Raw genomic sequence first — 13,387 nt, forward strand, 5'->3', positions numbered from 1 at the left:
TTGATGGATTTACTTAGCCAAATGAACAATCGATATATCAATCGACTTTTTACTTTAATATCTTCCAACTTATACATTAACGGTTTATGTAACGTCCTCGTGATGTTGTTACCAGTCTCGTTAATTTCTGCATTCAGTACATTGCTGAGTAATTTACTGGTGATAGCTGGCTACGAGCAGATTGGTATCACTGTAGGTACCGCGAGTGCCATTATCTGGAAGCTATTTCCAATTTTGCTGTTGGTGTACTTCTCGCAGTTTCTTTCCTCACTGTTGAAAGTCTCTCGTGTGAACGTGATAACGCCATCGTTGATGATTTACTTTATCATCTGCAATGAATGGGGCTTATTGCAAGATGGTACAGTCGTTCCAAGTAACTACCCGTTGGCAATTCTTGTTCCGACCGTCGTCGCTTGGTCTGTGCGTTTTATGCAAAACCGAAAATGGTTTATGCGCTCTGATTTGCCGAACGTTGTGGATCAATCCTACAACCTCATCGTGGCGACGGTGGTGTTGGTCGTTGGTTATACGGTGTTGGGCTATGCGCTTGGGCAAGCGTTTTGTGCTGCGGATGTTGCGCATCTTCTACTGCCAAAACTGGATCCTAACTCACTGCTTGATGGTGTGATCTACGAATTTGTGCGTAACCTATTTTGGTCGATTGGTATCAACGGCCACATCATTTTTGCGCCTTACAAAGCCGAGCTTTATGAAGTGACGCGTGTTGCGATAGAAAACCATGAAGCGCTTGGTACACCACTGCCAATTTTAACCACTAATTTCTTTGATTTTTATGCAGGAATGGGGGGCGCAGGGAATACCATTTCACTGGTACTTTGTATGCTTTTTCTGACCAAAAATCGCAGTTATAAAGCGCTTGCGATAGCGGCATTGGTTTTGAGCTTGTTCAATATTAACGAGCCAATCATTTATGGCTTACCCATCATGTTCAACCCCGTCATGATTGTGCCGTTTCTCATTGCTCCTATTGTAGGGTTGGTCATTGCTTACGTTGCGACAGCGATGGGGCTGGTCGCTCCGATTACTGAGATCGTCAGCTGGATGACACCGCCATTAGCGAGTGGTTTCATTGGCACAGGCTACACGTGGACGGGCGTGATTTTGCAACTGATCATCATCTTGGTTGGTGTGGTAATTTACTACCCATTCTTTAAGCAAATGGACAAAATTGGTAATGCGGATACGCTATTTGCAAAGTCCGTTTCTGATGATTTCTTCAATTATGAAGGATTAGATAATGGCAAAGTGGCGGGGGCATTTTTCCCTGAAATCACGAATAAGTTTGCGGCGCAAAAACGCATCAGTGACTTGAAAAAGCATGGCGAGTTTGTGTTGTTCTATCAACCACAGGTTAATGCTCGTACGGGTGAGATTCGTTCGCTTGAAGTACTGATTCGTCATCGCTCTGAAACAGGAGAGATCACACCACCAACGTTTCTTGAGGACTTTGCCAAAGTCGGCTTAATGAGTGAGTTGGATTTATGGGTGGTCGAAACGACATTACGTGAAGCAGCGCCATTGGCGAATCGACCAAACTTCAAGGTTTCAATTAACCTATCGCCAGAAACTTGCTTGGTACCGGACTTCACTGAAAAGGTACTGACGATGATTAATGAAAGTGCTCTCTCTTGCTCTCAAGTGGAGTTTGAAATTACCGAAGACATGCTGATTCAGGATGAGCATCGTACCCACTTTGTGTTGAGCGCACTGCGAGCTGCGGGGGTGAAGATTGCGTTGGATGACTTTGGTTCTGGTTATTCGTCTATTGGTTACCTGTCAAAATACGATTTCGATAAAGTGAAAATAGACCGTTCGTTAGTACTTAACCTCAACAACAAAAACGGTCGCGAACTGTTTAGGTTAACCGCGAAGCTGGTAAAAATTACCGGAGCCGTCACCGTTGCCGAGGGTATTGAAACAGAGAGCGAATTAGAGTTTATGGCAGAATTAGGTATTGATTTGATTCAAGGCTTTTACTTCTACCGCCCAATGCCGTTTGACGATGTTGTAAAGCTTGAATACAGCGAGCGAGAAGAGCGTTCAGATTACGATCACTTTGCATGCTAAGCAGTAAGTTAACAGCACCAAAAAGGGAAGCGAAATGCTTCCCTTTTCTTTAGGTTCAAATAAGACATCTGTGTGTCCCAATCTCAAATTGGGTCATCCGGATGTAGATGTGTTTACTTGAACTCGAATTTACCTTGCATGATTGCCCAGTGACCAGGGAAAGAACACAAGAACGAGTAGTCGCCTCCCGGAGTCATTTTTTCTGTGCTGAAGGTGATAGAAGTGCTTTCACCGCCGCCCACTACTTTAGTGAAGGCATAAACGCGGTCGTCGTTTGGTTTCACGTAGTTGTTTTCAAGGCCCGCAGACATCCCGTCTGTACCCACCGCTTGAAGGTTAGCCGTATCTGTAATCACAACGTTGTGACCCATTGACTGTGCAGGCATCTTACCAGTGTGGTTCAGCGTCAGTTTCACTTCTTTACACGTCGCTGGCACGCTCAGTGTCTTGGTCGAAAACTGCATCATATCGTTAGCATCGATGGACACTTCACACTCCGCGTTGGCTTGTGCGCCAAAGCTCATTCCAACTAGTGCAAAGGTTGCTGCTACTAAACGTAAAGACATATAACACTCTCCATATTGTATTTTTGGGCTGACTTGGATTCAAACCGATCCAATGCATCTCATTATCATCGAATATTCTGTTTGAAACCGTGCTTTGAACCCTATATTGACGTTTTGTTGCAAAGTTATACTTATGATTTTCACTATTTGATCATTCATTAGGCTTATTTTATGTAATCAAATTAACAAGTTTCAGTAATCTTATCTTTCGGTGTTCTTACATCAATCAACAGAGTAGTTGCAATGTTTTTGGCTGGAATCTCGACAAGTTGTAACTAAATGTTTCTGTGCTTTTTAACTTGTAACGCAAATTTCTCTTAATTCACAAAATTAACAATTATGCAAACAAAAGTTATTTATCGACACGAATAAATAAATTCATCAATTGCTTGATGTCATTTATATAATTTGAACTAGAGTCCCAGTTTAAATTGTCCATATTGTCACTGAATGATTTGTCATCAATTTGACGTCTAAAACTGCTTAATTATTGACGATTTTTCCTCCAAAAATCCTGTTACGTTTTGTTACATCCATCGGCTGCGCCGCGAAAAAAGTTCCTGCTTATAATGATTTACCTTCCTACTGTAGATTATATAAGTCATTAATTATGAATAAGAATATGCTAAATTTCATGCCGAGCGTTCTAGCGCTCGCGATCGGAATGGGACTGCCCGCAGCACAAGCTGGAGTGGTAACCGATGCTGCTGTTGTTGGCTCTGAAAGCCAATGGTGGAACACGTACAAAGTAACCCTGACAAACGATGGTTCTCAATCAATTGAGTTGCGTGATGCCAAGGTTTTGTTTGATTCAAATCTAACTATGTCTGCGCCTTCTTGGGCTGCTACAAGCGTCAGCTACCCAGGCATGGCATTTACGAGCAATGCGAAAGGGAGCCTATTCGAAAACACTCTTACCCTTTCCTTTGATAGCGGTAGTTGGGTTAAGTCACAACTTCCAGCTGGTGAAAGTATCGAGCTAACTCTGGGTGTGAGTGGCGTATTGGATCTTGCTCTACTGCAAAACACTATCCGTTTGATTGCTGATGATGGTGAAGTGGGTGAGCCGGAGATTTCGCTTCAGTTAACGTCACCAGTAAGCGGCGCGGAGTTTGAAGAAGGCCAAGCGGTTGCGATGTTAGCAAACGTAACAGCGACCAATACCAGCGTTAAAGCAGTGACCTTCTTTGTCGATAACGTTCAAGTTGCTCGTGCAACACAGGCGCCTTTCCAAGCAAGTTGGACATCAGTTGGCGTGGGTGCACACACGATTAAAGCAGTAGTGGAAGACACTTCTGGTCTAACACAAGAGCAGGCTGTGAGTATCACAGTTAAAGAAAAGCAAGTTGAGCCGCCACTGGAGCCTGAAGTACATGAACTGACGTTTGTTGCACCAACACAAGGTCAAAAACTGACTGTTGAACAAGCGACGACAATTACTGCACGCGTTGATGGTGAGTTGATCTCGACCCTGGAATTTTGGGCAAACGATCACAAGCTAGGCCAGCGTAGTATCACAGCTACTCAAAACTCTTACTCGCAATCTTGGACACCAAGCGAAGTTGGCAACGCAACGCTAAAAGTGGTGGTGTTAGATCAAAACGGCCAAACGGTTGAGCAGAACAGCATCGCAGTGACAGTAGAAGCTGCCCCAAGCTTTGTTAGTCCTGAAGTGAGCTTCTCTTCTCCTGCAAACGGTTCTAAGTTTGAAAAAGACGAGTTGGTATCGATTTCTGTTCGTGCAACGGATGCGGATGATGATTTGTCTCGTGTTATTGTGAAAGCAAACAACCAGCAAATTTGTGAGTTTAACGCGTCTACGGCAAGCCAGTACTCTTGTAACTGGACGGCATCTCAAGTAGGTGATGTTACGTTAGAAGCGGTAGCGACCGATGCTGAAAATCTAACGGCGACTGCACGTGTGAAAATCACAGTGGAAGAAGTTGATACCCCAACGCCTCCGGGTGGCTTGTGTGCTGATTTCAATGTTTACCCAGATTGGACTCGTGGTGACCACGCAACTGGTGGCGACATTATGGTTCACAAGAACATTGCTTACTCAGCGGTTTACTGGACGCAAACTGTTCCGGGTAGCGACGCCTCATGGGCACTGCACCTGAACTGTGACGGCACAGAGCCGGGTACAGCACCAGCGCTATCATTACGCAACCCAATGGACCCAGTTCGCCTTGAAGTTGCTGGTTGGCCAAATACATTTGTTGTCGCGAGCCCATCAACTCAAGCACCAAGCACATTGACGATCGAGACAAGCAGCGCTGATGCGTTAGTAGATGTAGAACAGCTAACACGTGCATTTGTTTCTGTCCTAGAACAGGCAGAGAACGCAGGCTCAGCCTCTATCGTTATTCAATCGGATGTTCTGGATCTTGCAACACAAGACAAAGGCGCATCATTGGGTACGGTAGCGGTTAAGCAAGCGCTGACAAACGCTATCGATATTACAGGTAGCAATATCGATATCGATGCGATCAACGCACTGAGTGATGATGTAAAAGGTTGGGCACAGGCTCATAACTTGATCTTCACCACACTTGCACCTCAAGCGACATTTGGTTGGTCATTAAGCATTGGCGAATTCGCGTATGATACGCATTCTGGTCGTCAATCAGTATGGGATGAAGCGTCTGTCTTCTCTGCTGATTTGCTTAATAGCTTTGAACTATACAAAGCGGATTCTGCAAATAAAGCGGACTTTGTTGCTTTCACTAAATCGAGCGAGACGGCTGCGCTAACTAGCGAGCAGTGGCACAACGCACTTGAATACGTAAAACAGGTAACAGATTACGTTGAAGCACCTGCAATGCTGGCAAACATGTCGACTGCGCAAGCGGCGAACTACTTCATGGGCAATACGCAAAGCGAGCAGCAAATTCGCAAAGCGGCTTACAGTAACGTGTTTGCATTGATGTTTGATCAAGACTCTCAAGCATTAACCAGCAAGATTGAAGTGTACCAAACGGCGAAAGTACCACTGTACTACGTGGGTGAAGAGCTAGAGAAAGGTTCATTGACTCGTATTGAGGCGCTAAACCAAGAGTTAGCTAACGCTGAAAGCGTGATGGATAACGAAGCTTTCCTATACGAAACGCCGCAATCTCAGTGGGTTCCGTCAACGGTTTACAAGTGGAATGACTTCCTAGATGGCTTAAACGCGATGCACAACATTGGTGTGGCGGGTAACAAGTTCTGGCTGATGGACGACGAAGTCGATGACGCTACTAACATCAAATACGCGAAAGTCGCGATTGCTGCATTCCTTGCACAAAGTATGCAAGAGACTATTCGTTACAACGCTTGTGATGAAAACAACTGGTCAGAAGTGAAATATGGCGCGCCAACGGATTACCCAATGACGGCAAGCTGTGGTCAACTTGGTCAGAAATACGCAGATTATGGTGTAAACCCAGTGTCTGGTCTGGATCACGCGTACTCGTGTCCACGTGATAACAAGATGGAAGTAAGCGCGCTGACGCATGCGAAATGGTACGGTGCACCAGCTCCAGTATTTGCTGCTCCGGATGCTGTGCTTGAAGAGCGTGGTCTACTGGTAAATGGTGCTGCTGGTCGTTGGACCAACAACGGTCACTGTAACGAAGTACCTGAAAGCGTCGATACGTCTAAGCAAGTATGGGAGCGTGACGAGTGTAGAACTTACGTTGGCCAAAAAGCAGGTAAATTTGTTTGGGACGGCAGCAGCCAAGAAAGTGTTGAAGGTTGTGGCTGGTGGGGTCGTGGTGTTATCCAAACCACAGGTCGTCAGAACTTCGGTACGCTTAACCACTACCTAGGTCGTTCACACGTTGATCCATCGACGATCGGTAAAACGATTGATGGCGTAACGGTTGAAGCGCCACCAGAGAATCCGCTATACGCAGAGTTGGACTTCTGTTCGAACCCTGGTCTGATTTGTAGCTCGGAAGAAAACAGAGAGATCAAATGGATTGCTGGTCTATTCTACTGGGTAACATCAGTGCAGGCGTATAACGATGAAGGCGGCCAATATGCAGACTGGAACTACTACAACGAGCTGAAGAAGTACGTTGACAGCGGTCTACAAGGCTCTCAATTTATTGATGACGTTTCAGGCATCGTTAACCGTGGTTGTCCTGATTTGACGTGTTCGACTGGTGACGTTCATAACGTGGAAGAGCGCCGTGATAACTTCAAACTGGTGCTACAAAAGCTAGGACTTGATCCTCGTTAATTCAGATAGAACAACATCGCTGAGTCAAAGCCACCACTGAAAAGTGGTGGCTTTTTTGTTTTTTTCATTCGGCTCAGACGCTTAGTTTTTATTTTTACGTTTCTGTAATAGTTATTTTCTTTTTCTGCTTATTATCATTTATTTTCAACTCAATATAATGCTCGCCATTCCAAACGTATTTACTGCGTTTATGATTTTTATCTTTCGATGAATGGTTTCCGGGAGGGGAGTATGTCGAATTTTGTTGTTGTCGGTGGTGGTGCTGCAGGCCTAGAAATGGTCACGCGTTTAGCGAGCAGTTTTGCGGGTAAATCTGGCCACACCGTCACTTTGGTTGAACCATCTTCTCATCACTTATGGAAACCAAGACTGCATGAAATTGCGGCGGGCACGTTTGACAATGAGCTCGATTCGGTGGCGTTTCGCCTTCATGCTGCTTGCCACGGCTACCAGTATGTTCAAGCGCGCATGTCAGGATTAGATCGAGCAAACAAAACGATTACCGTAAGCGCTGAGTTCTCACCAGAACAAACATTGAAATACGATTACCTTGTGATTGCAGTGGGTGCGATCAGTAATGATTTCAAAATTCCGGGTGTGAGCGATCATTGTTTGTTCTTAGATTCTGCCTCTCAAGCAGAAAAAGCATGGGAGCAGATGAAACAGATGCTGGCGAACGGTGGTGCTCACCGTGTATCTATTGTGGGGGCTGGTGCGACTGGTGTTGAGTTGGCTGCTGAGTGGGCTAAAGTGAGCAAGCAATTAAACCGCTATCAAAATGATACTCAGCTTTCTATTACGCTTATTGAAGCCGCAGACCGCGTATTGCCCGCAAGCGCTGATTGCATGTCTGAAAAAGTATTCAAGAAACTTCAAAAGCAGGGCGTTAACGTCCGCTTAAACGCAAGGGTTAAGCGTGCAGAAGCGGATCGCATTGTAACAGAAAATGAGGTCATTCCTGCTGATCTACAAATTTGGGCGGCAGGTATTCGATGCCCAGACTGGTTAGCGAATCTCGATGGTCTGGAAAGCAACCGTATTAACCAACTTAAAGTGTTACCAACGTTGCAAACCACTCTTGATGAGAGCGTTTTTGTCATCGGTGACAGTGCTGAATGTCCACAAGAGGATGGACGTGTCGTACCACCACGAGCACAAGCAGCCAACCAAGCAGCGGCGCATTTGGCGAAGCAGTTTAAGCGCTTGGTGAAAGGCAAAGAGCTTAAGCCGTTTGTATTCAAAGATGGTGGCATGGTAGTAGCACTTGGGCATGACTACGCGGTTGGCGCGTTGATGAATGACAAAGTCGTGTTACGCGGACGCTACGTCCGTCGTTTATACGACACCATTTTTAGACTGCATCAACGTGTCATTTTTGGCTGGTTCCGAGTATCAGCGTTGGTTGTGCTTAAACGCGTAAAAGGTTTATTGAACCCTTATTACAAAGGCTCTTGGTCTTAATCTTAGTCAGTATTATTCATTTCTGTCTTTTCACTATTATCGAGCGCCCAAATCATAACGATTTGTGGCGCTAGGTGTTTTTTTATGCGTCATTTGCAACTCTCTTTACCTGTTCAACTTCTTATTTCTGCTTTGCTTGCTTGGAGTGGGGCTCAAGCTATCCTTCTTCTCGTCGAACATGGTTTTGCAGATAAATCGCTATTGCTGTCGAGTGATTACTACCAAATTTTGATGTTGAGTAAAACGGTCTACCTAGGTTTGCTCAAAATGGTGGTGGGCTTGATGGTACTGTTCTCCCTTGTCGAGGGTATTACCAATATCGGTTCAACCTTACGCCTTAAAGCATTGGGTGGGCGAACACTGCTTTTCTACAGCTTCACGACTCTAATAGCCATCAGCTTGGGGCTTGGTGCTTCTTTGGCATTGCCAGCATGGGAGCCGCTCAGTCAGACTATTCCTGTTGGCAGTGATGTTCGTTTGATTGATGAACAAGGGGCTGGTGGGGCAGCGATATTGACCAATCTCGTCAAGATGGCCATGGTCAATCCGTTTGCTGCATTGGCGAATGGTAACTTACTGGCGATCGTCGTTTTCTCCTTTATGGCAGGCGTTGCGATTTTGCTTTCGGTGCCATCAGGTCACCCTTTATTAGCCGTGATTTCGGGGTTAAACAAAAGCATCAACACCATGATTCGTGGCATCGTTAAACTGTCTCCGATTGCTATTTTCGCGATCGTGCTTGATATCACGTTGACCTCGAGTGGCAATCTGATTCAGCAACTTGCGCTGTTTGCGTTGCTGGTGTTTGTGCTTACTATGGTGCACGGGGTAGTCGTATTACCGACGATTGCTAAGGTTATGACGGGGATTTCGCCGGTTACGCTGTTTAAAGCGATTTCAGCACCGTTAGCCATGGCGTTCGCGACTTCCTCTAGTGCAGCTGCTCTGCCTCTTGCAAAGCAAAGTGCGGAAGACAATTTAGATGTCTCACCAGAAGTCAGCAGTATGGTGCTGCCACTTGGTTCTGTAATGAACATGGACGGGACGGCGCTATTTGAAGGTGTTGCCGCGATTTTCTTGGCGCAACTGTTCGGTGTGGATTTGAGCACGACTGGATTGGTGATGATTTTTATCATGGCTATGGTCTCTTCTGTCGGTGCTCCGGGCATGCCTTCTGGCTCTATGTCAGGTATGCAGTTAGTGCTGTTAGCAGCAGGTATTCCATTGGAAGCGATTGCGATTTTATTGGTGATCGAAAGACCGCTGGATACCTTCCGAACCGCCGTTAATGTGGAGGGGGATTTAGTCGCGACGCTTGTGATCGACCGTTGGCAAAAGAAGACGACGGTGGATTCACAATCTCTTGATTCGTCAGAGATGCTAGTGGGCTAAAAGCAAAACGCACTCTCAATGGAGAGTGCGTTTTTCGTTGTTCTGAACTTAGATGAGCGAAAACGGGCTACGCTTTTTTAAGCTCGAATAATGCGTCATGCAGTGAAGGAACGATCGCATGGCCAAAATCACGCACTTCTGCGCAAGGCTCAACAAGGTCTGGGATTTGGAAAGTGACCATGTTAGCTGCTACCGCAGAGCGTACGCCATTGTTGGAATCTTCAAAGGCAAGACATTTGGTTGGGTCAACGTTTAGTCGACTTGCTGCAAGCAGATAGATCTCTGGATCTGGCTTTCCATGTGAGACCTCACAGCCCGTGGTTAAGTTGTCGAAATACTTGCTCAAACCCGCCAGCTCCAACTTTTTTCTCGCTACTTCTTTTGCAGTAGAAGTCGCAACGGCAATGGGTAAACCTTGCTGTTTTAGCCACTCAAGCAGTTCTACCACGCCTTCTTTTACTGGAATGGCTTGATGTTTTACAACCGCATCGTAGCGAGTGCGCCATTCGTGATGAAGGCGATCTAAATCATCACCGTAAGCTTTGCGGAAAATGACCTCAATGCCCGCCGCGTTGCGACCAATGATTGAAAGGTAAACGTCTTTGTAGAATGGGAGGCTTTGTGCCTCGCACGCTTCTTGGAAAATGCGCATGCACACTCGCTCCGTATCGAGGAGCAGTCCATCCATATCGAAAATAGCAGCTTGATAATTCATTACGTTATGACTTGTCGATTGAGATGGCGCATTTTGACATAAGCGGAATCGATTTTCTTGTGCAATTCGATCATCATCAACTTTTGGTTGAATAAAGACAAAAGTGGGCAAGCGCTGTTCCATACGAAACAATAATTTAATACTGAAATCGATATTGCGCTAATTTGTCGGGAAGAAGCGTTTACGACAATCTATTAAAATAGACAGAAGAGCAGAGATCCGTCTCTGCTCTTTTTTGATTTCGAGAGAGGGACTTTAAGTCCTTCATGGGTTTATTCTGTGATTCTAGTCACGAAGCAATTCCTACCTGTTAACTCAATAAGTGTTATGTTATAACATAATTTCTTCTCAGCTAGTTAATACCGCTTATGTCTTTGTATGCGGACTGCTGGTACCAGCGAAAGAATAAAAGTGATTTTAGGTTTGTTGCTCGTGCCGGGCGATTAATACCCGTTTAGAGAGATGGAGGGGTCCAATCGATTTTTTCGGAATATTTACTGGTCTTGCAACCTTTTCCAAAGCGATATCAATCTGGTATCGCTTTTTTTCTGTCTGTAGAAAGCGAAATAAAGCTTAAGCGCATTTGGCAAGCGTTCGTTCTAGAAGGGGGAATAAAACAGGTTTTTACTGAGTTGATTTGCTGTTAATTATATGAATAAAAAGGATTTTATCCGCTTTTTAAGTGAGTTTAACCCTGATATATGGATCTAATATCACAAATTTCTATATTAAAGTTGTTTCATATTTGTTTGGTGAGTTAGTTTCCCTCTCGAATCTAACGAGGAGAATAGAACATTACTATGAAAAATATAAAAGTTGCAGTCGTCTTCATCGCTGGTATTAGCCTACAAGCTCATGCCAACAACTCAGTTGATATCACCAGTAGCACGCCTGAGGGAGTGCATACAAAGTTTGAATCTGCTCATCAAGTCCGTGAGCGAATGGCGTCGTCTGGTTTTACGCTGCATCGTTGTGGTATCCAGTCTATCAAGAAAGGCCACATGGCTGATCAAGATATGGAAACCCCACACAGCCAGATTACTTGTATGTACTCAAAACCTGGTGCGCAAGTTACGGATGAATCCGAAATTGCTTATTGGCACTTAAACGTCGTTTACGATATGAGCAGCCAGATGTACAAAGCAGGCAACGAGTTTACCGACATCTATCAGACTCATATCTACACGCTAACACCGAGCTACCTTCTTGATGCTGCTCCTAACTTTCATCAGCAAAGAGCAAGTCTTCAGTCATCTGGTAAGAGCGTAGGTGAATGTGAGTTGCAGCAAATTTACTACTTTATGAAGCCGACAGAGGCAACGTACCTTTCGCATGTTGCCACTTGCCCAGTTTATGCCGCAGAAGGTGAACTATCAGGTCACCTGAATGTTGCTATCGACTACAACTCTGAAAGAAAAGGCTACACGGAAGCTAGTGTTGGCTTTGAATCTCTTTAGTCTTTTAGATTAGTCAGTATTCAACCTTTCGCTTTATGCACCAGTTGATGACTGGTGCATTTTTAACTTTGCTGAGACTCTCTGGCAGCTTGGTTTGTCTGTGCGAACCCTAAAAAAATACCCTAGCCTGCATTGGCTCAGGCTAGGGCGAAGCTCAGTCAGAGCGTTAAGGATTGCAGGAGTTACTATATATGCAATTGGTTTTATATTCACTATCTGCCATCACACAACTAGACCTTTAGGGTGATGGAATGGTTAGTACGGTCGCCAAAAAGTGTACGTCTTTGGCTCAAGTGCCCTTTCGTGCCGTACTCACCCCCATATTTTAAACGAGATAAAAAACCACAAATAAAACAATGATATTACCATATCTTTATATTGTAGAAATTATTTCTGCATTTTATTTTATATGTGGAAAGTTATTTTAGTTGGCAGGTAAAGAACCTTACAAATAGCAAAATGTTTCTCGAGGGAAGACTTTAGAATGTGACACGTAAATCTGGTGATACAAGCCAGTGAATATTAAATAATTTAAGTAAGTCGTCGTCATGAATTCAAAGTCTTTTATATTTTTGCTCTTTTTGTCTGTGTGTTTGATCTGGGGAACCACTTGGTTCGCAATGGAAGTCGCATTGCACTCTATTCCCCCTGTTCTTGCCACAAGTATGCGTTTTTTCCTTGCTGCACCTTTGCTGTTTGTGATGGCAAAAGCATTCAAACAACCTTTGATGTTCCCAAAGGGTAAACGTCATTGGATTTTTATCGTGGCTGTTTTGTACTTTGCGATGCCGTTTACGCTGATGATTTACGGAGAGCAATACATCTCGTCGGGTCTTGCATCGATTATTTTTGCCAACATGCCGGTTGCGGTGATGCTAATGTCTGGCCTGTTTTTGGGGCTGCGTTTGGCGCGTCACCAAGTGTTTGGCTTGTTGACGGCAGTGGTAAGTCTTTGTCTAATTTTGGGCAACGAGATGCAACTGGGTGGGGAAGATTACTTACTAGGTACGCTGTCGTTAGCGCTTGCGGTGGCGATGCATGCGGTAATGTATGTGTTAGTTCAAAAGTACTGCAAGGACATTCAGGTGTTGACCTATAATGCGGTGCCTTGTTTTATTGCGTCTCTGCTACTATTCGCTTTATCGGCAGTATGTGAGCAAGTTGATGTAGCGGCATTTACTTACGACTCAGTCCTAGCGGTCGTTTATCTTGGCTTTGTGGCAAGTGTTGGAGGTATTGTGGCTTACTTTAAACTTGGTCAGGTTTCGACACCGTTTCAAGCTTCGATTTGTTTTCTGATTTTCCCTTTGGTCGCGTTATTCCTATCCGCGTTTATTAATGGAGAAATGCTTTCAGAGCAGTCGATTATCTTAATGCTACCTCTTATGTTTGGCATTTTGTTAACCAAAGCACCTAAGAAGCTTTTCAAGTTACGCTCAGTGGCAGTACCCGCCGAGTAACGCATAGCAAGAGGCTCTCATGG

At 44.8% G+C, this 13,387-nt stretch carries 8 protein-coding genes; 6 read left to right on the forward strand and 2 right to left on the reverse strand.

Translation table 11 applies throughout. The features are described from left to right. Positions 1–21: 21 nt before the first annotated feature. Positions 22–2,088, forward strand: coding sequence for an EAL domain-containing protein (locus tag KHO06_RS19275; RefSeq protein ID WP_212583165.1), 2,067 nt, complete (start codon positions 22–24; stop codon positions 2,086–2,088). 113 nt (positions 2,089–2,201) lie between these two features. Here KHO06_RS19275 and azu read toward each other — a convergent pair whose 3' ends face one another. Continuing rightward, complete coding sequence (gene azu / locus KHO06_RS19280) at positions 2,202–2,654, reverse strand: azurin (RefSeq protein WP_005432103.1); 453 nt, start codon at positions 2,652–2,654, stop codon at positions 2,202–2,204. Positions 2,655–3,264: 610 nt separating this feature from the next. On the opposite strand from azu, the gene KHO06_RS19285 reads away from it, so the two are divergent. From KHO06_RS19285 to KHO06_RS19295, 3 genes are all read left to right on the forward strand, one after another. Beyond that, positions 3,265–6,879, forward strand: a complete 3,615-nt coding sequence (locus KHO06_RS19285; protein WP_212583166.1) for an Ig-like domain-containing protein — start codon at positions 3,265–3,267, stop codon at positions 6,877–6,879. A 231-nt stretch (positions 6,880–7,110) separates the two neighbouring features. After that, the gene (locus KHO06_RS19290; RefSeq protein ID WP_212583167.1) at positions 7,111–8,340 is read left to right on the forward strand and encodes an NAD(P)/FAD-dependent oxidoreductase; all 1,230 of its coding nucleotides are present in this window, start codon (positions 7,111–7,113) and stop codon (positions 8,338–8,340) included. An 84-nt stretch (positions 8,341–8,424) separates the two neighbouring features. After that, positions 8,425–9,732, forward strand: a complete 1,308-nt coding sequence (locus KHO06_RS19295) for a dicarboxylate/amino acid:cation symporter (RefSeq protein ID WP_081233923.1) — start codon at positions 8,425–8,427, stop codon at positions 9,730–9,732. A gap of 67 nt (positions 9,733–9,799) precedes the next feature. Here KHO06_RS19295 and KHO06_RS19300 read toward each other — a convergent pair whose 3' ends face one another. Next, positions 9,800–10,447 carry an HAD family phosphatase gene (locus tag KHO06_RS19300; RefSeq protein WP_038889126.1) on the reverse strand — a complete coding sequence of 216 codons (648 nt, stop codon included), beginning with the start codon at positions 10,445–10,447 and terminating at the stop codon, positions 9,800–9,802. Between the two features lie 800 nt (positions 10,448–11,247). Between KHO06_RS19300 and KHO06_RS19305 the strand changes: the two genes are divergently transcribed. Further along, positions 11,248–11,904, forward strand: a complete 657-nt coding sequence (locus tag KHO06_RS19305) for a hypothetical protein (RefSeq protein ID WP_212583168.1) — start codon at positions 11,248–11,250, stop codon at positions 11,902–11,904. Positions 11,905–12,452: 548 nt separating this feature from the next. After that, positions 12,453–13,364, forward strand: coding sequence for a DMT family transporter (locus KHO06_RS19310; RefSeq protein ID WP_212583169.1), 912 nt, complete (start codon positions 12,453–12,455; stop codon positions 13,362–13,364). Positions 13,365–13,387 lie beyond the last annotated feature (23 nt).

This window comes from Vibrio sp. B1FIG11 (genome assembly GCF_905175335.1).
GTDB classification, from domain to species: Bacteria; Pseudomonadota; Gammaproteobacteria; order Enterobacterales; family Vibrionaceae; genus Vibrio; species Vibrio campbellii.

Coding starts and splice junctions, on each gene's coding strand:
- KHO06_RS19275 (WP_212583165.1), top strand. CDS start 22: ATGAACAATCGATATATCAATCGACTTTTTACTTTAATATCTTCCAAC.
- azu (WP_005432103.1), bottom strand. CDS start 2,654: ATGTCTTTACGTTTAGTAGCAGCAACCTTTGCACTAGTTGGAATGAGC.
- KHO06_RS19285 (WP_212583166.1), top strand. CDS start 3,265: ATGAATAAGAATATGCTAAATTTCATGCCGAGCGTTCTAGCGCTCGCG.
- KHO06_RS19290 (WP_212583167.1), top strand. CDS start 7,111: ATGTCGAATTTTGTTGTTGTCGGTGGTGGTGCTGCAGGCCTAGAAATG.
- KHO06_RS19295 (WP_081233923.1), top strand. CDS start 8,425: ATGCGTCATTTGCAACTCTCTTTACCTGTTCAACTTCTTATTTCTGCT.
- KHO06_RS19300 (WP_038889126.1), bottom strand. CDS start 10,447: ATGAATTATCAAGCTGCTATTTTCGATATGGATGGACTGCTCCTCGAT.
- KHO06_RS19305 (WP_212583168.1), top strand. CDS start 11,248: ATGAAAAATATAAAAGTTGCAGTCGTCTTCATCGCTGGTATTAGCCTA.
- KHO06_RS19310 (WP_212583169.1), top strand. CDS start 12,453: ATGAATTCAAAGTCTTTTATATTTTTGCTCTTTTTGTCTGTGTGTTTG.